At 30.1% G+C, this 22,829-nt stretch carries 21 protein-coding genes and 1 tRNA gene; 21 read left to right on the top strand and 1 reads right to left on the bottom strand.

Features of this window, described 5'->3' with window-relative positions; all coding sequences use genetic code 11:
• Window positions 1–413 precede the first annotated feature (413 nt).
• The 11 genes from fusA (at window position 414) to disA (ending at window position 13,623) form a co-directional block, all read left to right on the top strand.
• On the top strand, window positions 414–2,492 hold the full coding sequence (gene fusA, locus ABDZ93_RS19550; RefSeq protein ID WP_343828197.1) for an elongation factor G: 2,079 nt from the start codon (window positions 414–416) through the stop codon (window positions 2,490–2,492).
• A 223-nt stretch (window positions 2,493–2,715) separates the two neighbouring features.
• Entirely contained in the window at window positions 2,716–2,952 is a 237-nt protein-coding gene (locus tag ABDZ93_RS19545; protein WP_343828196.1) for a hypothetical protein, read from the top strand.
• Entirely contained in the window at window positions 2,915–3,100 is a 186-nt protein-coding gene (locus ABDZ93_RS19540) for a hypothetical protein (RefSeq protein WP_343828195.1), read from the top strand. The genes ABDZ93_RS19545 and ABDZ93_RS19540 overlap by 38 nt, the downstream gene beginning before the upstream one ends.
• 227 nt (window positions 3,101–3,327) lie before the next feature.
• Window positions 3,328–3,966, top strand: coding sequence for a histidine phosphatase family protein (locus ABDZ93_RS19535; protein ID WP_343828194.1), 639 nt, complete (start codon window positions 3,328–3,330; stop codon window positions 3,964–3,966).
• Window positions 3,967–3,996: 30 nt separating this feature from the next.
• On the top strand, window positions 3,997–4,731 hold the full coding sequence (locus tag ABDZ93_RS19530; RefSeq protein ID WP_343828193.1) for a TraX family protein: 735 nt from the start codon (window positions 3,997–3,999) through the stop codon (window positions 4,729–4,731).
• 46 nt (window positions 4,732–4,777) lie between these two features.
• A complete protein-coding gene (locus ABDZ93_RS19525) occupies window positions 4,778–6,028 on the top strand; it encodes an aminopeptidase P family protein (RefSeq protein WP_343828192.1) in 1,251 nt (416 codons plus the stop codon).
• Window positions 6,029–6,198: 170 nt separating this feature from the next.
• Window positions 6,199–7,941: an ABC transporter ATP-binding protein gene (locus tag ABDZ93_RS19520; protein WP_343828191.1), complete on the top strand. Its 1,743-nt coding sequence runs from the start codon at window positions 6,199–6,201 to the stop codon at window positions 7,939–7,941.
• Window positions 7,942–8,080: 139 nt separating this feature from the next.
• Complete coding sequence (locus tag ABDZ93_RS19515; RefSeq protein WP_343828189.1) at window positions 8,081–8,305, top strand: hypothetical protein; 225 nt, start codon at window positions 8,081–8,083, stop codon at window positions 8,303–8,305.
• Window positions 8,306–8,447: 142 nt separating this feature from the next.
• Window positions 8,448–10,925 (top strand): ATP-dependent Clp protease ATP-binding subunit, encoded by a 2,478-nt coding sequence (locus ABDZ93_RS19510; RefSeq protein WP_343828188.1) that lies wholly within the window; start codon window positions 8,448–8,450, stop codon window positions 10,923–10,925.
• A gap of 220 nt (window positions 10,926–11,145) precedes the next feature.
• Window positions 11,146–12,510, top strand: coding sequence for a DNA repair protein RadA (gene radA, locus ABDZ93_RS19505; protein ID WP_343828187.1), 1,365 nt, complete (start codon window positions 11,146–11,148; stop codon window positions 12,508–12,510).
• A 48-nt stretch (window positions 12,511–12,558) separates the two neighbouring features.
• Window positions 12,559–13,623 (top strand): DNA integrity scanning diadenylate cyclase DisA, encoded by a 1,065-nt coding sequence (disA, locus tag ABDZ93_RS19500; protein ID WP_343828186.1) that lies wholly within the window; start codon window positions 12,559–12,561, stop codon window positions 13,621–13,623.
• Between the two features lie 30 nt (window positions 13,624–13,653).
• Here disA and ABDZ93_RS19495 read toward each other — a convergent pair whose 3' ends face one another.
• A complete protein-coding gene (locus tag ABDZ93_RS19495; protein WP_343828185.1) occupies window positions 13,654–14,082 on the bottom strand; it encodes a nucleoside triphosphate pyrophosphohydrolase family protein in 429 nt (142 codons plus the stop codon).
• 378 nt (window positions 14,083–14,460) lie between these two features.
• Here ABDZ93_RS19495 and ABDZ93_RS19490 point away from each other — a divergent pair, with 378 nt between their 5' ends.
• From ABDZ93_RS19490 to ABDZ93_RS19445, 10 genes are all read left to right on the top strand, one after another.
• Entirely contained in the window at window positions 14,461–15,555 is a 1,095-nt protein-coding gene (locus tag ABDZ93_RS19490) for a PIN/TRAM domain-containing protein (protein WP_343828184.1), read from the top strand.
• A gap of 65 nt (window positions 15,556–15,620) precedes the next feature.
• Window positions 15,621–16,316 (top strand): 2-C-methyl-D-erythritol 4-phosphate cytidylyltransferase, encoded by a 696-nt coding sequence (gene ispD / locus ABDZ93_RS19485; protein WP_343828183.1) that lies wholly within the window; start codon window positions 15,621–15,623, stop codon window positions 16,314–16,316.
• Window positions 16,317–16,600: 284 nt separating this feature from the next.
• Entirely contained in the window at window positions 16,601–18,313 is a 1,713-nt protein-coding gene (locus ABDZ93_RS19480) for a proline--tRNA ligase (RefSeq protein WP_343828182.1), read from the top strand.
• Between the two features lie 447 nt (window positions 18,314–18,760).
• Window positions 18,761–19,186, top strand: coding sequence for a Mini-ribonuclease 3 (locus tag ABDZ93_RS19475; RefSeq protein WP_343828181.1), 426 nt, complete (start codon window positions 18,761–18,763; stop codon window positions 19,184–19,186).
• Window positions 19,170–19,967 (top strand): FAD-dependent thymidylate synthase, encoded by a 798-nt coding sequence (gene thyX, locus ABDZ93_RS19470; protein ID WP_343828199.1) that lies wholly within the window; start codon window positions 19,170–19,172, stop codon window positions 19,965–19,967. Before ABDZ93_RS19475 ends, thyX begins: the two co-directional genes overlap by 17 nt.
• Window positions 19,968–20,194: 227 nt before the next feature.
• Window positions 20,195–20,920 (top strand): 23S rRNA (guanosine(2251)-2'-O)-methyltransferase RlmB, encoded by a 726-nt coding sequence (gene rlmB, locus ABDZ93_RS19465; RefSeq protein WP_343828198.1) that lies wholly within the window; start codon window positions 20,195–20,197, stop codon window positions 20,918–20,920.
• 18 nt (window positions 20,921–20,938) lie between these two features.
• A complete protein-coding gene (locus ABDZ93_RS19460) occupies window positions 20,939–21,448 on the top strand; it encodes an NYN domain-containing protein (protein WP_343828180.1) in 510 nt (169 codons plus the stop codon).
• A gap of 73 nt (window positions 21,449–21,521) precedes the next feature.
• Window positions 21,522–22,163: an RNA polymerase sporulation sigma factor SigH gene (sigH, locus tag ABDZ93_RS19455; protein WP_343828179.1), complete on the top strand. Its 642-nt coding sequence runs from the start codon at window positions 21,522–21,524 to the stop codon at window positions 22,161–22,163.
• Window positions 22,164–22,246: 83 nt separating this feature from the next.
• Window positions 22,247–22,322 (top strand) — tRNA-Thr (locus tag ABDZ93_RS19450).
• Window positions 22,323–22,401: 79 nt separating this feature from the next.
• A partial coding sequence (locus tag ABDZ93_RS19445) for a GTP-binding protein (protein ID WP_343828178.1) occupies window positions 22,402–22,829 on the top strand: 428 nt, incomplete at its 3' end.

Here is a 22,829-nt window from a genome sequence, read left to right as displayed (position 1 = left end):
GCTCAACGGTGGAGCACTCGGCTGTTAACCGATAGGTTGGAGGTTCGAATCCTCTTCGCGGAGCCATTTCTTATAAATATAATAAATTTTATGCAGATAATTATGTTAATTATCTGCTTTTTTTACGTATAAAGTGTTGATTTATTAACACTTTTTGAAGTAAAAACCTATTATTTCAAAAAAGCACAAACAGCATTGTTATAAGATATTTTCATAAGGAAAGAATATTAGTTAATTTAATAAATATAAATAGATATAAAGCTATATTATGGCTTTATTCTAATTAGAATTAATTAAATATTATAAAAATTCTAACATTTGAAGGAGATTTTGATAATGTATAGAATAAAATATATATTTAATACAATTTTATAAACTTAATACATCCAAATTTAATTTAGGGGGTACGCCTTATGAAAGAGTATAAAATTAATAATCTAAGAAATGTAGGAATAATTGGTCATAGTGGTTCTGGCAAAACAAGTTTGATGGAAAGTTTACTATATTACACTAATGAGATTGATAGAATTGGAAGAATTGAAGATGGAACTACTGTAAGTGACTATGAGGTAGAAGAAAAAAAGAGACAAATATCTATTTCTACAGCTGTGGCTCATTGTGAATGGAAGGATGTCAAAATTAACTTAGTAGATATGCCAGGATATTTTGATTTTGAAGGAGAAATGATTGAGGGACTAAGTGCTATAGATATGGCAATGATAACTGTTTGTGGTGTTGCAGGAATTGAGGTAGGAACAGAGAAGGCATGGAATTATGCAGTTGAGCGTAAATTACCTAGAGCTATATTTGTGAACAAATTAGATCGTGAGAATAGTAGCTTTGAAAAAGTTTTGGATCAATTAAAAAATAAGTTTGGTATGTCTGTTGTACCTATACAATACCCAATTGGAAAGGAATCAGGGCTTAGAGGTATAGTAAACATTATATCTAATAGAGCTAGAATATTTAATCTTAAAACTAATACTATGGAAGAAGGAGAAATTCCAGAAGAGTTAAGAGATAAAGTTGAAGAGTGTAAACAAATGCTCATGGAGGCAGTAGCAGAAACTGATGAAGTTTTGTTAGATAAATATTTTAATGATGGCGAATTAAGTGAAGAAGATATGTATCATGGGTTAATTAAAGGGTCATCTACAGGTGATATATGCCCTATAATGTGTGGTTCAGCTATAACAAGCATAGGAACTGAAACATTATTAGAAGATATAGTGGAATGTTTTCCATCTCCTATAGAGACTAATTTATATATGGCTAAGGATATTAAAAATAATGCATTTTTAAATATAAAAATTAATGAGAAAGAACCATTTTCTGCATTAGTATTTAAAACAATAGTTGATCCATTCATTGGTAAATTATCTATGTTTAGAGTTATAACAGGATCTGCAAAATCAGATACTGTTGTATATAATTCATCTAAGGAAAAAGATGAGAAATTTGGATCACTATATTTTATGAAAGGGAAAAAACAATATCCTACTACAGAAATAAAAGCTGGAGATATTGGAGCAGTTTCAAAATTACAATTTACTAGTACAGGAGATACCATATGTGCGGCTAACAGACCTATTGTATTTAATAGAATGAAATTTCCATTACCTGTATATTCTAGAGCTGTAATACCTAATACAAAGGGAGATGAAGACAAAATATCAAGTGGACTTTCAAGGTTATTAGAAGAAGATCCTACATTCTCAATATCTAGGGATATAGAAAATGCTGAGGTAGTAATTTCAGGTATTGGTACGACACATCTAGAAGTTTTAGTAAGTAAGTTAAAAAATAAATTTGGAGCAGATGTAAATCTTAGAACTCCTAAAACACCATATAGAGAAACAATCAAAAAAATTGCAGATGTACAAGGAAAACATAAGAAGCAGTCGGGAGGACATGGACAGTATGGAGATGTAAAGGTTAGATTTGAACCTAGAAATGATGGTGAAGATGAGTTAGAATTTGTTGATGCAGTAGTAGGAGGCGCTGTACCTAGACAATATATACCAGCTGTAGAGAAGGGTCTTAGAGATTGTATACTTCATGGAGTACTTGCCGGATATCCAGTTATAAGATTAAAGGCAACATTGCATGATGGTTCATTCCATCCAGTAGATTCCTCAGAAATGGCATTTAAAATAGCATCTTCTTTAGCTTATAAGAAAGGTCTTCAAGAGGCTAATCCAATCCTATTAGAACCTATAATGTACCTAGAGATAGATATACCAGATGATTATATGGGAGATGTTATAGCTGACATAAATAAAAAACGTGGAAGAATATTAGGAATGGAGCCTGGAGTTAAAGGTCAACGAATAATCAGTGAAGTACCTCAATCAGAGTTGTATAATTATGCTACTGATTTAAGAAGTATAACAGGAGCTAGAGGAAGCTTTAGAAGTAGATTTGAAAGATATGAAGAAGTTCCTAGTGAGTTAATAGATAAAATTGTGGCTGAGAGTAAAAAAGAAGCATAGAAATAATATAAAATTTGTGTAGATATTTCAATGTTGTATAGATATATAAACCCAGTGGTAATAGAAATTTTATCATTGGGTTTATTTTTTATGTAGTAGGTTAACATATAATTAATTACTTTTAAATATTTAATATTTCAAAGAGTATATGATTTAAATAATTATGTATAAAAATATGTGAACTTTAGCAAACTACAATTAATTATATAATAGGGGGTTGTTTATGTCAGACTATAAAATGAATATAAATGGACAGATTAGATTAAGTGATTATAGTTCTATTCATGACTATATGGGAATAATTGGACCGTTAGATAACTTCCAAATTGAGATGAGCGAAGCTAAGTTAGAAGATGCAAAAGTATTATGTAACATTTTGGAGAGTGATAAATTTGATATAATGGAGAGAGGAGGAAGAAGTGATGGCAAGTACTACATTCATGCCACAAAACGAAGATAAAAAATTATTAAAAGAAGAATTTGGAATTGGACCTTATAAAATTGATGATTTAAATGACAATCTTATGCTACTGGATGAGTTATTTCATGATACAAAAGTGTTACCAAATAGATTACAATTAGATGAGTTTGATATTTATAAGGATTAATTTACTAGTATAAGTATTATTGTTTATATAGTATGCAAATATGTAAGCTTTAGAGGAGCTTGCTATTTGCATATTTTTATTTACTCATGTAAAAAATATAATAATATTTTTAAATATTAATTTGAATTCTAAATATATAATTTAAAAGCAGTATATTTGCATAATTAGTGAAGTTATATTAAAATTGGTATATTGATAAGTTTTAATTTAGTGTAGGAGGAGAAGAAGTGACAACAACTGTATATTTAACTCGTCATGGACAAACCAAATGGAATGTGGAAGGGAGGATGCAAGGTTGGAATGACTCTCCTTTAACAGAGCTAGGGGTGAAACAAGCACAATGGCTTGGAGAGAGATTGAAAGGAATTAATTTAGACAAGATATATTCTAGTTCTAGTGGTCGAGCTTATAAGACAGCAGAAATAATTAATGAAAATAAGAAAGTTGAATTAATAAGCCATGATGGACTAAGAGAATTGAAATTAGGTAAATTTCAAGGATTGAACCAAGATGAAATAAAGAAAATGTATCCAGAACAATATTACAATTATTGGAACAAGCCGGATATATATAATCCTGTAGGGGATGGAGAAACCATTGAAGAGCTCATTGAAAGAATTGATAAAGTAATTATGGAAATTATAGAAGGAAACATAGGAAAAAGTATTCTTATAGTTACACATACTATGCCTATAAAAGCATTACTTTGTAGTTTAGAGAATATTGACATAAGTAATTTTTGGATGAAACCATATATAAAGCAGACAAGCCTTACAACTATAGAATTTGATGATAGAGTACATAAGATAGTGCAATGTGCAGATATATCACACCATGAGTATCAAGTGAAAGAATATAATGAGTAGGAAGATTAATCATTGGGGGATTGTTAAACTATGAATAGTTTCTCGCTTAAATTATTGGCTTGCATAACTATGTTAATTGATCATATAGGAGCTATATTTTTCCCGGATATAATGTTTATTAGAATCATTGGAAGAGTGGCATTTCCTATATATGCATTTTTAATAACAGAGGGATATAGTAGGACTAAGAATCTAAAAAGATATATGTCTAGATTATTCATTTTAGCCATCATATCACAAATACCTTATATGTTAGCTTTTGATACTAAAGGATTAAATGTATTTTTCACACTCTTTTCTGGGATATTCATTATGATTATATTAGACAAAAAAATTGATTTTTACAAGTTAAAGCATGATAGCAAGATAGCTAAAGTAGTATTTGAAATTTCTATATATATAGTTAAATTTGTCATTATATTAGGAATACTATACATTTTAGTGAAATTTAAATCTGATTACGCAGCATATGGAGTTTGTATAATATTATGTTTTAAGATATTTAAGGGGAATTTTAAGAAATTAACCCTTTCTATGATAGGATTGAATATTTTATATACTATACCGTATTTAAAATATTCTATAACACCCTTTGGAGTAAACTTCAGAGTTTTCCTTCAAGCAACTTGCATAAGTAGTTTGTTTTTTATTTATCGTTACGATGGTAATGAAGGCAAAAAAGCACAATTGATATTTTATGGATTTTATCCAGTTCACTTAATAGTTTTAGTATTTATTAGATATATGTTAGTAAATGGTATATAATAATTATTGGGTTTTATAGAAAATATTAATGAAAAGGGGATTAATTATGAATAAGAATTTTTTTGCTACAAATAGACAAAAATTAGGGGACGTAATTTCTAATAATTCCATGGCCATCTTTTTCGCGGGACAAGCTCCTTATAAATCAGCAGATGAGACTTATCCATTTACACCAAATAGAAATTTTTATTATTTAACCGGTATTGATGAAGAAAAAGTAATTATGGTTATGGTAAATATTAATGGTGAAGTATCGGAAATGCTATTTATACAAGAGAATGATCCTGTTATGACTAAATGGGTTGGTGAAACTATAAGTGAAGTTGAGGCAAAAGAAGTTTCAGATATAGAAGATATTAAATTTTTAAAAGATTTTGAAAGCACAATTGCAGGTTATTTTGATAGATTTAGCATGAATAATGTGTTTCTAGATTTAGAAAGACAAGAATTTAATATACCACGAACACCATCTCAAAATTTTGCAGGAGAGATTATGCAAAGATATCCATATATAAAGGTTAAAAATATATATCATGATATAGCTTTACTGAGAACTATAAAAAGAGAAGAAGAAATAGAATTAATTAAAAAAGCTATAGATATAACTTATGATGGAATAAAAGAAATTTGGAGTAATGCTAAGCCAGGCATGAAGGAATACGAAATTGAAGCATATTTTAATTATATCTTAAAGAAAAATGGAGTTAAGGATTTTGCATTTCCGACTATTGCAGCCACAGGAAAGAACGCAACTATACTTCATTATGTAGATAATAATACTAAGACTGAAGATGGAGAGCTTATGCTTTTAGACTTAGGAGCACAATATAAATATTATAATGGAGATATAAGCAGAACTTTTCCTATCAATGGAAAGTTCACAGAAAGACAAAAAGAAGTATATAATATTGTATTAGAAGCTAATGAAACTGTTATGAAAGCTGTAAAACCAGGAGCTACTACTGGTGAATTACAAGACATAACTAAAAGAGTTCTTGCTGAGGGGTGTAAGAGAATTGGACTTATAAAGGAAGATTCAGAGTTAAACAAATATTACTATCATGGTGTAGCACATCCATTAGGACTAGATACCCATGATGTAGGTCCAAGAAATGTAGAACTTAAACCAGGTATGATTATTACTGACGAGCCGGGACTTTATATAGAAGAAGAAGGTATAGGCATAAGAATTGAAGATGATATTCTAGTTACAGAGGATGGTTATATAAATCTTTCTGCTCATATAATTAAAAGTGTTAAAGATATAGAAGCTTTTATGAGTAAAAATAATAATTAATTTCTTATCAGTGGAAGTTTTATTATTGAAGATTTATCTGCATTAATTGGAAAGTAATTTAAAAAGATTATAAAAAAATTAAGCTTCAGTAGGAGTTTTTCTGCTGGGGCTTAAAACTTGTTTATAAAACAATTATATAAATTTTTACGAGGAAATAGGGAGGAATTTTAATGTTAAAGAGATTTATATCTTATTATAAACCACATAAAACTCTATTTTTAATTGATATGATATGTGCATTTTTAGTAGCAGCCATGGATTTAGTATTTCCTATGTTTACAAATTATCTATTAAAGGATGCAATTCCTAATAAGAATCTAAGAATAATAATAATATTTACAGCTGTGTTAGCATTATTATATGTAGTTAAGCTTATAGCAAACTATATAATAGATTACTGGGGACATGTCATGGGTGTAAGACTTCAATATGATATGAGAAAAGAAGTTTTTGCCCATCTTCAGACATTACCATTTAGCTATTTTGATGATAATAAGACTGGAAATATTATGTCACGTATAGTTAATGATCTAATGGACATATCGGAGCTGGCACACCATGGACCAGAAGATGTATTTATTTCAATAATAATGCTAATAGGATCCTTTGGTTTACTATGTGCTATAAATATAAAGTTAACATTAATAATATTTGCTTGTATACCTATAATTATAATATTTACTATGACTAAGAGAATGAAAATGTCAAAAGCATTTTATGATGTTAGAAAGAAGATAGCAGTAGTTAATACTAAGCTGGAAAATAGCATATCAGGAATAAGAGTTGCTAAATCTTTTACTAATGAAGAATATGAAATGGAAAAGTTTGATGAAGGAAATACTCAATTTAGAACTAGTAGATCTTCTGCTTATAAATATATGGCAGAATTCATGTCTGGAATGAGATTCTTTGTAGACATGTTAAATGTAGTTGTCTTAGGTTTTGGAGGATACTTTGTATATAAAGGGGAACTAGGCGTAATCGATTTATCTACTTATTTTCTATATGTAGCATATTTTATGCAACCAATAAGAAGATTAACATCCTTTGTAGAACAATATCAATCAGGAATGTCAGGATTTAAGCGTTTTGTAGAACTAATGGATACTAAATCAGATATAGTAGATAGTGATAATGCAAGAGACCTTAAAGATGTACAAGGTGCAATTGAGTTTAAAAATGCTACCTTTAAATATGAGGGAAGTGAAGAAATACTATCTAATATAAATTTACAAATAGAACAAGGTAAGACTTTAGCATTAGTTGGGCCATCTGGTGGTGGTAAAACAACTATTTGCCATTTAATCCCAAGATTTTATGAACTAAATGAAGGAATAATTACCATTGATGGAGAAGATATTAAGGAGATAACATTAAAATCGTTGAGAAAAAATATAGGAATAGTACAGCAGGATGTATTTCTATTTACAGGAACTATAAAAGATAATATTCTCTATGGAAATCCTGAAGCTAGCGATGATGAGGTTATTGAAGCAGCTAAAAATGCTAACATTCATGATTTTATTATGTCACTTCCAGAAGGTTATGAAACCTATGTAGGTGAAAGAGGAGTTAAATTATCTGGAGGTCAAAAGCAAAGAATATCTATTGCTAGAGTATTTCTAAAGAACCCGCCTATATTAATATTAGATGAGGCTACATCAGCTCTTGATAATACTTCAGAGCTTATAATTCAAAAATCTTTAGAAAAGTTATCTAAGGGTAGAACAACTATTGTAGTTGCTCATAGATTATCAACTGTAAAAAATGCAGATGAGATTGTAGTATTAACAAATGATGGAATAGTTGAAAAAGGTGATCATAAAGAATTGATTAATAGTGGAGAAATTTATGCTAGGTTGTATAACTCACAGTTTAATGGATATTTTAATGACTCGGAATTAGAATTCTAGAGTTGCTGATGATATATCTTTTAATATCCAAATTTGAGTAAGTTATTTATTTAAGATAAGGTTCATATGAAAATATGATGTTTACTTAAAGTAATCTATTATATGAAATCAAAATTATTTACAATACTGGAGGAAAAAAATGATTAGGAACAAAGAAAATATAGACAAGCTATTAAATGATTTAAAGGAGTTTAGCTATGATAAAGATGGAACTCTTATAGATGTAATTTTGAATGATAATCTTAATGTTAAAATAAGATGTTATGAAGAAAAATGTATTAAAATAGAGTACTATGAGTATGACAATGCTATATCTACTTTATATAAAGATAGAAAATATATAAATAAGGTGCTTTTCCAATAGGGAAGGTACTTTATTTATATATTTTAAAAAAGTAAATATATTTTTTAAAATAATTACAATTTATGGTTTGTGATTGCTTTAAGTGGATAGACTAAATATTATAGTATTAGCATTTTGCTATATAGGTAAAGGGGTTAGTGTAATGTTTAATAAATATAATGACAGAGCAAGACAAGCATTGATGTATGCTCATGGAGAAGCGAAAAGATTTAGACATGGGTATGTAGGCACAGAACATGTATTATTAGGTATTGTGGAAGAGGGCGGTATGGCAGCTAAGGCTCTAGAAAATATGTACGTTGATGAAATAAAGGTTAAAGATAAAATAGAAAAATTAGTTGGTTATGGAGATGATGAGGTATATCCAGAAGAGGTATATTTTACTCCTAGAACTAAAAAACTGATGGAAGCTAGCTTAGTAGAAGCTAGAAAGCTAAATGATAAATTTGTATCTCCAGAGCATATACTTTTAGCTATACTTAAAGAAAAAGAGGGCGTAGCCTATACAATACTAGATAATTTAGGAACAAACTTCAATGAGTTGCTAGGAATGCTATCCTATGATGAAAAACAATGTGAAATATCACTAAGTAGTAATTCTGACTTCCATGACAGTAGACCTGAAATAAAAATGGAAGAACAGTACAAATCTAAAAGAAATAAAACTCCAATGATTGATAAGTATGGTAAGGATTTAACTAGATATGCAAGTGAAAATAAACTTGATCCTGTTATAGGAAGAGAAAGAGATACAGAAAGAGTTTTAGAAGTATTATGTAGAAGACTTAAGAATAATCCATGTTTAATAGGAGATCCTGGAGTGGGCAAAACAGCAATAGTTGAGGGACTAGCACAAAAAATTCAAAGTGATGATGTGCCGGATATTTTAATAAATAAGAGAGTAATTAGTGTAGACATGGCTTCTATGGTTGCAGGAGCAAAATATAGAGGAGAATTTGAAGATAGGTTAAAATCTTTAATGGATGAAGTGTGTAAGAGCGATGACATTATTCTATTCATTGATGAAATTCATACTATAGTAGGAGCTGGTGGCGCAGAAGGGGCAATAGATGCTTCTAATATATTAAAGCCTGCCCTTGCAAGAGGTGAGCTGCAATGCATAGGAGCTACAACTGTAGATGAATATAGAAAGTATATAGAAAAGGATTCAGCATTAGAGAGAAGATTTCAGCCAATTATAATTGAAGAACCATCTAAAGAAGATGCTATACAAATACTTAAAGGGTTAAAGAACAAGTATGAAGAACATCATTCAATTATAATTACAGATGAGGCTATAAGTGCAGCAGTAAATTTGTCAGATAGATATATATCAAATAGATATCTACCAGATAAAGCAATAGATCTTCTAGATGAAGCAGGGGCTAAAAGTAGAATAGAAAATTTACAAAGAAATGAGATTGGGATTTTAGAGCAGAAGCTTAAGCAAAAGATTGAAGAGAAATCACAAGCAATTGATATTCAAGATTTTGAAAAGGCAGCTTCCATTAGAGATAAAGAATATGAATTAAGACAACAATTAAACTCCAGAAAAAGAACTTTAGTAGAAAGTAAAGAAGAAATAAGAATAACAGTAGATGAAGCAGAGATTGCAAGAGTTTTATCAACATGGACTAAAATACCTTTAGAGAAACTTACATCTACAGAAACTGATAAATTGTTAAACTTAGAGAATACTCTTCATAAAAGAGTTATAGGTCAGAATGAAGCTATTGAAGCTATTGCAAAGGCTATCAGGAGATCAAGGGTCGGACTAAGAGATTGTAAAAGGCCAATAGGAAGTTTTATATTTTTAGGACCAACAGGTGTAGGTAAAACTGAATTATCTAAAGCGTTAGCAGAAACTATGTTTGATGATGAAAATTCAATAATCAGAATAGATATGACAGAATATATGGAGAAACACTCTGTGTCAAAGCTAATTGGATCACCTCCAGGTTATATAGGATTTAATGAAGGAGGACAATTAACGGAAAAGGTTAGAAGAAAGCCTTATTCCGTAATACTATTTGATGAAATAGAAAAGGCACATGAAGATATATTTAATATTTTACTTCAAATACTAGAAGATGGAAGACTTACAGATTCTAAGGGAAGAGTTGTAGATTTTAGGAACACTATAATTATTATGACTTCCAATGCAGGAGCATCTATGATAAGAAAACAACGTTCTATAGGATTTGAAAGATTATCTGCTAAAGAAGATTGTGACAATGAGTATGAAAAAATGAAAGAAACTATACTTGGTGAAATAAAGAATATCTTTAAACCAGAGCTTTTAAATAGAATTGATGATATAGTGGTATTTCATAAACTTAATGAAGAACATATGATTAAAATTGTTGATATAATGGTAAATAATCTATGTGAAAGAGCTAAGAGAAATGATATTATATTAAAGTTTACAGAGGAAGCTAAAACATTCATAAGTAAACAAAGCAGAGATAAAGAGTATGGAGCTAGACCATTAAGAAGAATTATAACTGATATGATAGAAGATAGACTATCTGATGAGATTCTTAAGGGTAATTTTAAAAAGAGTGATATTATACAAATAACCGTTGAAAATGATGGGTTGAAGTTTAATAAGTGTAGCTAATTACTTCGTTGTGTTTATACAAAAATAGGTATATAATTATTATGTATTAATATTATATGTTTTAAACCACTTTATATAAGTGGTTTTTTTATAGCTAATAAGGCTATAATTTATTATTTTAAATAAGATTTAAGCTGATAGTATGTAATACTAAGTATTTTAATTAAGAGTTAAGATATAATAAATTAATATAAAATATAGAAAAATTAAGGAGCAGATTATGGCAAAGATAAAAAAAGTATATATATGTAATGAATGTGGTTATGAAGCTCCAAAGTGGTATGGAAAATGCCCTGGATGTAATAGCTGGAACACCATGGGAGAAGAAATCAAAAATGAAGTAATAACTAATTTTAAAAGATCTGTTACTATGTCTTCGGGAAATAAGCCAAAGAGTATTACAGATGTAAAATCAAGTGAATACGAAAGGTTAGATACAGGAATTGGGGAGTTAAATAGGGTTGTAGGTGGTGGACTTGTAAAAGGATCATTAACTTTAATATCAGGGGATCCAGGTATTGGTAAGTCTACTATATTGCTACAGAGTGCTAGTAATATTTCATTAAAGTACGGAAGAGTTTTGTATATATCTGGAGAAGAGTCAGAAGAACAAATAAAAATGAGAGCAGAACGTCTGAAGGCTACAGGAAAAGATCTTTATGTTGTATCAGAAACAAATATAGATATAATAGAAGAACATATAATTGAAATGAATCCAAGTTTTATAATAATAGATTCTATTCAAACACTATATAAACCAACTATTTCTTCTGCTCCAGGTAGTGTGTCTCAGGTAAGAGAATGTACTAATGATTTAATGAGAATAGGAAAGACTAAAAATATTCCATTATTTATTGTTGCTCATGTAACTAAACAAGGGGAATTGGCTGGACCAAGAGTTCTTGAACATATGGTTGATACAGTTCTATATTTTGAAGGAGAACGAACACAAGAGTTTAGAATACTAAGAACCATAAAAAATCGTTTTGGAACTACTAGTGAAATCGGTGTATTTGAAATGAGGGAAAGTGGCCTTGAGGAAGTAAATGATGCATCTTCAGTATTTTTACAAGAAAAGTCTATGCAACAGGAAGGATCAGTAGTCATTGGGATAGTTGAAGGAAGTAGACCTATTTTAGTAGAAATTCAAGCCTTAGCAAGTGAGACTAAAGCTGTAATGCCACGTAGAACTGCAGTAGGAGTTGACAACCAAAGATTGAGCTTAATACTAGCGGTGTTAGAAAAAAAGTTAAAAGTACCTTTTTATAACAGTGACGTATATGTTAATGTGGTAGGCGGACTTAATATTGACGGTACATATGGAGATTTAGGGATAGTTCTAGCATTAATATCTAGTGTCAAGGCAAAGGAAATTAAAATAGAAAATTTATTGGTTATAGGAGAAGTAGGATTAACTGGAGAGGTTAGACCTATAGCTCATGCAGAGAAAATTATAAATGAAGCAATAAAAATGGGCTTTACTAATGTAATACTGCCAAATAAAAATAAAATTAAAATAACTAATAGGGGCATAAATTTAATTGGTGTTGATACAGTTAGAGAAGCAGTAGCAAAGATTTTTTAATAATAAGTAAAAGTAAAGTAAAAGGATAAATTGTTAATGGAGGAAAATATGAGGGAACAAGCACAAAAGGAACTTATGGGAATACTAAAAATCATGTCGCCAGGAACCCTACTAAGGGAGGGATTAGATAATATATTAAGAGCTAAAACTGGAGGATTAATAGTATTAAGTGATAGCAATGCTATATTAGATATGGTAGATGGAGGATTTTCAATAAAATCTGAGTATACTCCAGCATATATATATGAACTAGCAAAGATGGATGGAGCAATAGTGATAAGTAGTGACTTAAAGAGGATATTATATGCTAATACACAGTTGATGCCCAATCCATCTATAACTACTCAAGAAACTGGAACTAGACATAGAACAGCTCAAAGAGTTGCAAAGGAAACTGGGGATATAGTAGTAGCTATATCTCAAAGACGGAATATAATCACTGTATATAAAGATGATATAAAATATGTCCTTAGAGAAAGTAGTGAGGTATTAGCTAAGGCTAATCAGGCTATTCAAACCCTAGAAAAATACCAGTTAGTTTTAGAAAGAGTAATAAGTAATCTGAATTTACTGGAATTACAAGATTTATCAACTCTTTTAGATGTAGTCACAGCAATACAGAGAAATGAAATGGTAATGCGAATAGTTTGTGAGATAGAAACGTACATATGTGAGCTAGGGAATGAAGGTAGACTTATATCTATGCAATTAGGAGAATTAATCAAGGGGGTTGAACAGGAGGGCGTACTTCTTGTGAGAGACTATTGTAGTGACGCTGAAAAATATCTTGATGTTTATAAGAATATTGAAAAGTTATCAGCTATAGACTTATTGGATATTGATATGATAGCTAAGGTATTAGGATATGGTGGAGTTCCTTTAGTTGATAATTTAATATCTACTAAAGGATATAGAATATTAAACAAAATACCTAGATTACCATCTGTAATCATAGAAAATCTGATAAAACATTTTGGAGAGCTTCAAGAGGTAATGAAAGCATCTTATGATGAATTAGATTTAGTTGATGGAATAGGAGAAGCTAGGGCGAAAACCACAAAAAATGGTCTAAGAAGATTAAAAGAGCAATTTATATTAGATAAACAAATATAGCACAAAACAATTAAGTTTGTGCTATATTTGTTATCTTAAATTAATTTTATCGAAGGTAGTTATATTTTTGTATTCAGTTAGAAGTACATCATATAAATTTATATCTAAACTATTGCATAAGGAAGTTATATAGAATAAGTGATTGCCTATTTCTCTTTCGATGATTTTACGGCAATTATCACATAACTCTCCTTGTATATGAGAACTAAGAGGTATTTCTAAATCATCTAAGGTTAATTTATCTATTGTATTTTCCTTATCATCGTCTAATGAATAATTTATACCCTGCTTTTCAGCTTTAATTTTAACGCAACCGCAACTAGTAACAGCCTTCACTACGGATCTGTTAACTCTACTTTCAGACTCCTGCAATTTGCTTAGTATGTCGAGTATACTTTTATGTCTTAATAAAGAACTGTCTACAGAATTTTGAAATTCATCAAATATTAGATCCTTCATAACTTTCACTCCTTTATAAATAAAGTTACTTACTTGGAATACCTTTATTTATATAATATATCAATATTACTATTATTCATAGGGGGTAATTTTACTGTTAATAATTTATTTTATGACAAAATGTAGAAAATGTGAGGATTAAGAAATATAATTTTCATATTCATCATTTCTATTTTTAAAATAATTTTTAAATTATTCATTTAGAATATCAAATATTTAAAATGTTAATATTATATATAGTTAATCAAATTTTAGTTAATATTCTAATAATCCATTGAAATGTAATTAGTGATAATATATATTTAATTTAGTAGGATATTATGGAGAAAATTTGTAAATAATCACAATATAGGTTAAAAAAATCAAGGAGGTGCTGTGGTGTTAAAGAAAATATTAAGGGGTTTGTTTACCTTAATAGGAGGAACATTAGGATATTTTTTAGGTGCATGGGGAAATTCTACGGAACTTTTACCTAAGTTAGGAATAAACAATACAGGCTTTATTTCAATAATATTTGTTGTATTATGTATTATTTTTATCGGACTTATATTTTATTTTATTTCGCCTTTTATAAATTCAGGAATTGTTAAAGCTATGGAATACTTAGAAAGGTCTGCTCAAAAGATTCCAATAGTAGATATTGTATTTGCAGGTATAGGAGCTTTAATTGGACTTATAATATCAGTATTATTATCTGTGCTTATTAGAGTGGATTCAATAATAATAACCATAATATCCGTTATTGTAACGGTAATAATTACTGTACTATTTGCAGATATATGCGTAAGAAAAAAGGATGAAATTATACATGTGTTTACAAGTTTTAAAAAACCTGGAGCTAATAAAGAATGTAAGACAAAGAATGTTAGTGATAAGTTAAGCCCTAAGGTGTTAGACACATCAGTTATAATTGATGGAAGAATATTTGATATATGCCAAAGTGGTTTTATTGAAAATACTTTAGTAATTCCAACCTTTGTTTTAGATGAGCTTAGGCATATTGCAGATTCCTCAGATTCTTTAAAAAGGACAAAAGGAAGAAGGGGATTAGATATACTTAACAAAATACAGAAAGAGTTAAGTATAGATGTAGAAATATGGGAAGGTGATTTTGAAGATATTAAGGAAGTAGATGTTAAATTACTTAAACTTGCTCAATTATTAAGTGGAAAGGTAATTACTAATGATTATAATTTAAATAAAGTTGCAGAGCTTCAGGGAGTGCCTGTATTAAACATCAATGAGTTGGCAAATGCTGTAAAACCTGTTTTGCTACCAGGAGAAGTTATGAAAACACAGGTAATTAAAGATGGAAAAGAATCAGGTCAAGGGGTCGCATATTTAGATGATGGAACTATGATTGTCATTGAAGAAGGTAGAAAATATATTGGTGAAAATATATTGGTAGTAGTTACTTCAGTACTTCAAACAGCAGCGGGAAGGATGATATTTGCAAAACCAAAGGAGCAATAGTTTTTTACTAAGAAAAATCTAAGCGCTAATTATGATTAGTTTAAGGGTAATTTATTGGAGGAATTATGAGAAAAAATACAGCGATAATATTGGCTGCAGGACAAGGAAAAAGAATGGGAGCAAATGTAAACAAGCAGTTTTTGACTTTGGCAGGAAAACCGGTACTATATCATACTATAAAGGCTTTTTCTGACAATGAAAATATAGATGATATTATAGTTCTGTGTGCCGAAGATGAGATGGAGTACTGTAAAAAAAATATAATTAAAAAATATGACCTTAAAAAAGTTAGAGCTTTAGTAAAAGGTGGTAAGGAAAGACAAGACTCTGTATACAATGGATTAAAGGCAATAGAACCCTGTGACGTAGTACTAATTCATGATGGGGCTAGACCATTTGTTACTGACGATATAATAAATGATGGTGTTATTAACGCTAAAAAATATGGTGCATGTACCTGTGGAGTTAAATCAAAGGATACTATAAAAATTAAGGATAAAGAAGGGTTTGCGAAGGAAACCTTAAATAGAGAGGAGACTTTCATAGTTCAAACTCCTCAGTGTTTTAAGTATGATATAATATTATTTTGTCATGAAAAATTAAGAAAGACTAAAGAGAAAGTTACTGATGATGCTATGATTGTTGAAAAATTTAATAAGAAGGTATATCTTTATGATGGTAGTTATTTAAATATAAAGCTTACAACTCCAGAAGATATGATAATTGGAGAAAATATTTTAAAAAATAAAAATAAAATATAAATATGTAGGCAATATTTAAATATGTATGATATAATGATATTTATTAAAATTTAATATTAATATGTGATGAGGAAGAATAGTAGAAACACACCCACAGAGAGAAAATTCACCGGCTGAAAGATTTTCACACGTTTTGAACCTGCTTCTGAGCAGTAGTTTTAACTACCGGCATGAGCCGTTATGAAATGAAGTATAAATTTTAGGTGGTACCGCGATAGAATTCGCCCTAATTAGGGTGGGTTCTATTTTTTTATTAATAAATATAATTACGAGGTGAATGGAAGATGAAGTTATCAAAGATGTTAATAAGTACACTAAGAGAAGTTCCAGGTGAAGCAGAGATAGCAAGCCATCAACTTATGTTAAGAGCTGGAATGATAAGAAAATCAGCTACAGGAATATACACTTTCATGCCAAATGGAGTTAGAGTGTTAAAAAATGTAGAAAATATAGTTAGAGAAGAAATGGATAGAGCAGGTGCTCAAGAATTTTTAGCTTCTGCACTTATACCAGCAAATCTATGGCAAGAATCTGGAAGATGGGATGTAATGGGACCAGAGATGATTAGGCTTAAAGATCGAAATGGAAGAGATTTTTGTCTTGGACCAACCCATGAAGAAGTATTTACAGATCTAGCGAGAAATGAAATTAAATCTTATAAACAATTACCATTAAATCTTTATCAAATTCAAACAAAATATAGAGATGAAAGAAGACCTAGATTTGGAGTTATGAGATCAAGAGAATTCATAATGAAAGATGCCTATAGCTTTGATAAAGATAATGAAGGATTAGATGTATCTTACATGAAGATGTATGAAGCATATAATAAGATATTTACTAGATGTGATTTAGAATTTAGCGCTGTTGAAGCAGATTCAGGAGCTATGGGAGGGTCAGGTTCAGCAGAGTTTATGGTTAAATCTGATATAGGAGAAGATGAAATAGCTTTCTGTACTAGATGTAACTATGCTGCTAATACAGAAAAGGCTACATCTAAGTTAGAAGAAATAGAGAGAGAAGTAGAACAGGAGTTAAAAAAGACAGAAACTCCTAATGTAAGAACAATAGAGGAACTAGTAGCATTCTTTAATACTAACGATAAGAAGTTTGCAAAAACTCTAATATATAAAGCTGATGATAAAGTTGTTGGGGTAATGGTTAGAGGAGATAGAAGTTTAAATGAAACAAAGGTTTCTAATGCATTAGGTGGAGTTATGGAACTAGAAATGGCTGATGCAGAAACAGTGTTAAACGCTACATCAGCAGAAATAGGATTTGCAGGTCCAATTGGGTTAAAAGTAGATATACTGCTTGTAGATGAAGAAGTTACTAGAATGAGCAATTTCATAGTTGGTGCCAATGATACAGGATATCATTATGAAAATGTAAATCATGAAAAAGACTTTAAAGGTATAGTAGGGGATTATAAGCTTGTATCAGAGGGAGACATGTGCCCTAAGTGTGGAAGTCCAATAAACATTAGAAGAGGTGTAGAAGTTGGGCATATATTTAAGCTTGGAACTAAGTATTCAGAATCCATGGGAGCTAACTATTTAGATGAAAATGGTAAGTCTGTACCTTTAGTAATGGGATGTTATGGAATCGGTGTTAATAGAACTGTAGCAGCTATAATTGAACAGCACCATGATGAAAATGGAATCATTTGGCCAATGGCTGTTGCACCATATAAAGTAATAATAATGCCTGCTAATGTTAAGAATGAGGAACAAATGAAGATGGCAGAGAAAATTTATGAAGACCTAAAGTCAAGAGGAATAGATGTACTTTTAGATGATAGAAATGAAAGAGTTGGAGTTAAGTTTAAGGATTCAGATTTAATTGGAATTCCAATTAGAGTAACAGTAGGTAAAAAAATAGTAGATGATATAGTTGAATTTAAGCTAAGAAAAAATCAAGATATTGAAGAAGTGAATATGGAAGATGTAGTATGTAGAATAGAAAAAGAATTTTTAGCAAATAATTTAAAATTTTAATTATTTATTATAAAGTAAATTATTTCATTGTAAGTAAATAGGACTGTATAGTCCTATTTTACTATAATTTTTAATATTGGTTTATTAGAAGGCTCTGTGGTTAATCAAAGTGATAAAATTTGGAGAGAATTTATATATGTTAATAGGAAACTATATAAATAGTTAACTAGTTGTTGTGGCCTCAAGGGTTTCGGAGATTTTGTTATTTTGAAAGAAGTGAAAATAGCCAATGATATTCTATCACTGTAATTTTCAACAGAGCCTATTAGAAATAGAAGAAAAAGATGAAGATAGTCAATAATTAGGTCTTTTAATAACTATATTTTTTAATAATTTATTAACAAGAATTGTACTAGGAAAAAGATAGATTTGACTATAAAATCTTGAAAATATATAATGATTATGTTTAATTATTAGAATAGGATTTATCTCATTAAGGAGAAAAATATGGAATTTGATTTATTGAAAGAAAAATTTAGCGCAAAAGAAGCACATTTAATAAACCCTTTAACTCTTGCTTTTATAGGGGATGCAGTATATGAAGTATTTATAAGAACCTATTTAGTTGGTGAAAATAAATCCTTAAAAGTACAGCAGTTACATCTAAAAACTGTTAATTATGTTAAAGCAAAATCACAGAGTAATTATGCAAAATTAATTTTAGATATGTTTGACGAAGATGAAATGTCAGTTTTTAAGAGAGGAAGAAATACTAAATCTAGTGCTCCTAAAAATGCAGATGTTAGTGAATATAGGTGGGCAACAGGATTTGAAGCTGTTATAGGCTATTTATATATTGCCGGAAAAAATGAAAGATTAAATTGTATGCTTAATAAAATTATTGAAATGAGTGATAATAATGATAAAGGTTAAACTTTTGGAGTTTACTCCAAATCCAGAAAAAGTAGTAGCTGCAGCAGCTAAATTATGTTATAGTTCAGTAGGAATTGAGGAAATAACAGAAGGATTAGATGAAGAAACTACAAGTAAATTTATAAAAATGTTGAATAGTTATGGTCATAACTCTCCGGTGGAACATGTAAGCTTTACTTTTGGTATTGAAGGTGTATCCAGAAGCTTAACGCATCAATTGGTTAGACATAGAGTGGCTTCTTATTCTCAGCAAAGTCAAAGATATGTTAAGCTAGATGCTTTTGAATATATAATTCCACCATCTATAGCAAAAGATGAAAAATGTAAGGCTATCTTTATAGAGGCTATGAGAAAAGATCAAGAAGACTATGATAAATTAGTGGAAGTGCTTAAAGTTTCTAATTTAGATGTATATATTAAAGAACATAAAGCAAGAAAAAAATGTGAAGAAATTACAGAAAAAGAGCTGAAATCATTAAAATCCAAAGCTGAAAAAAGTGCTATTGAAGATGCAAGATATGTATTTCCTAATGCATGTGCAACTAAAATTGTAGTTACAATGAATGCTAGAGAGCTTATGCATTTCTTTAGTCATAGATGCTGTACGAGAGCTCAATGGGAAATAAGAGATTTAGCAGATGCCATGGTTAAGGAAGTAAAAAAAGTAGCACCGAATTTATTTGACGGATGCGGCCCTAGTTGTGTAAAGGGAAGCTGTTCAGAAGGAGCTATGACTTGCGGTAAGGCTATAGAAATAAGGAATAAGTACTTATCTATATAAAAATGTAAATAAATATAGGAATAGATGATAGGAGCGATATAAGGATGGAAGATAAAAGACAAGGTAGTAAAAGTGCTAGGCCTAAGCGTATAGGGAAAAATAGAAGAGATAACAATAGATTTGTAGGTGATATAAATAGTGAAAGAAGAAATAATCAGCCCTACAGAAATGAAAATATACAAAGTAACGTAAAAACTGAAAATTTCAATGCAACCTCAAGAGAAGATATGATTGAAGGTAGAAATGCAGTCATTGAAGCTCTAAAATCTGATAGAACTATAGAATATATAATGATAGCACAAGGAGATACTAAAGGATCTATAAGTGTAATTACAGCGTTAGCTAAAGAAAAATCCGTAGTAGTTAAATATGTGGATAGAGCAAAATTAGATGGTATAAGTGAAACGGCTGCACATCAAGGGGTAATTGCAATAGTAACTCCATATAATTATTGTGGTATAGTAGATATAATTAATAACGCTAAGGAAAAAGGGGAGGATCCGTTTATATTAGTATTAGATGAAATTGAAGATCCTCATAATTTTGGTTCTATAATAAGAATAGCAGAAGTTTGTGGAGTGCATGGGATAATAATTCCAAAAAGAAAAAATGTAGGAGTTACACCTACTGTTTATAAAACTTCGGCTGGAGCTACAGAATATATAAAAATTGCTAAAGTTACAAATATAAATGTAGCTATAGATGAACTGAAGGAATCTGGGGTATGGGTATATGGAGCAGATATGCATGGGACTCAATACTGTTACGATTCAGATTTAAAAGGACCTATAGCTTTAGTTATAGGAAGTGAAGGAAAGGGTATTTCAAAGCTAACTAAATCAAAGTGCGATGTATTGGTTAAAATACCTATGGTAGGAAAGGTTAATTCATTAAATGCATCAGTAGCATGTGGAATGATAGCCTATGAAATATTAAAACAAAGATTGAAGTAGAGTAAATGGGGTATAGAGTTGAAGCAAATTTTTGTGGATGGGTATAATGTAATTAATAGCTGGCCAGAATTAAACACTATAAAGGACTATAGTTACGAAGCTGCAAGAAATAAGCTTATTGACTTACTTCTTAACTATGTAGCCTTTAAAGGATGCAGAATAACACTGGTATTTGATGCACATATGGTAAAGGGAAGTATAGAAAAGAAGGATAGAAAAGGGAATTTGACTATAGTTTTCACAAAGCATGATGAAACTGCGGATAGTTATATAGAAAGGACTGTAAACCATATAGGGAGAAAATCAGAGGTATATGTTGTAACCTCTGACTCTCTAGAGCAACAACTAATATTTCAAAGAGGTGCCAATAGAGTGTCATCTCTAGAGTTTTACAGTTGGATCGAGGAAGCAAATAGAAAGATATCTAGGCAGTGTGAAAATAAGAGTTTTCACAATAAAAATCTTTTTGAAGAAGCTATAGATAAAGAAATAGCAGAAAAGCTAGAAAAGATAAGGAGAAGCCGATAATATATCTTGACTATCTAAATTTTGTTAATGTATAATTCTAATTAAGGTCATTTATGCTTTGGAGGGGATATTGTTGGGAAATACAGGTGGCAATGATGAGTTAAACTCCATATTTACGGATAAAAAAGATGAAGAGATAGTAGCTATGGCTAAGTCAGGAAATAATAGAGCCTTAGAATATCTTCTTTGTAAATATCAGAACTTTGTGAAAGCTAAAGCAAAATCATATTTTTTGATTGGAGCAGACAAAGAAGATATATATCAAGAAGGTATGATTGGTTTATTCAAAGCTATAAGAGATTTTAAGGATGATAAGTTAGCATCTTTTAAAGTTTTTGCAGAGTTATGTATAACAAGACAGATAATAACTGCTGTAAAAACTGCCACAAGACAAAAACACATTCCACTGAATACTTATATATCACTGAATAAGCCTATATATGACGAAGAATCAGATAGAACTCTATTAGATATATTATCAGGTATAAGGGTATCTGATCCAGAAGAGTTGATAATAGATAGGGAAGAGATGGAGAGTATAGAAAGTAAGATAGAAGAAGTATTGTCAGGATTAGAGATGGAAGTTTTAAATTCTTATCTTGATGGTAAATCTTATCAAGAAATTGCCAGTGATTTAGATAGGCAAGCAAAATCTATTGATAATGCACTTCAGAGGGTAAAACGTAAACTTGAAAAGTGTTTAGAACAAAGATGAAATCGTATTGACAAACAAAAGAAAATCATATATAATAAGAAACTGACAAAATTATTTTAAAATGAATACATTATGTATTGAATGCTCATATAGCTCAGTAGGTAGAGCGTCACCTTGGTAAGGTGGAGGTCACCGGTTCAATCCCGGTTATGAGCTCCAGTTATTTTGCAACACACGTGGATAAGTTTACATTAAAAAGTGAAAATATAATTGTTTTCTAATTAAGGAGGAATAAGAAATGGCAAAGGAAAAATTTGAAAGAAGCAAACCGCACGTTAATATTGGAACAATAGGACACGTAGACCACGGTAAAACAACATTAACAGCAGCAATAACAACAGTATTAGCAAATAGAGGATATGCAGAAGCATTCAACTATGCTGATATAGATAAAGCACCAGAAGAGAAGGAAAGAGGAATCACAATCAATACATCACACGTTGAGTATCAAACAGAAACAAGACACTATGCTCACGTTGATTGTCCAGGACACGCAGACTATGTTAAGAACATGATTACAGGAGCAGCACAAATGGACGGAGCAATCCTAGTAGTAAGTGCAGCAGATGGTCCAATGCCTCAAACAAGAGAGCACATCCTTCTTGCATCAAGAGTAGGAGTACAATACATAGTTGTATTCTTAAACAAAGCAGATATGGTAGACGA

The organism is Clostridium subterminale, assembly GCF_039521425.1.
Lineage (GTDB): Bacteria > Bacillota > Clostridia > Clostridiales > Clostridiaceae > Clostridium_J > Clostridium_J subterminale.
The sequence above is the reverse complement of the archived record's forward strand: the minus strand, read 5'-3'. Positions and strand labels throughout refer to the sequence as shown.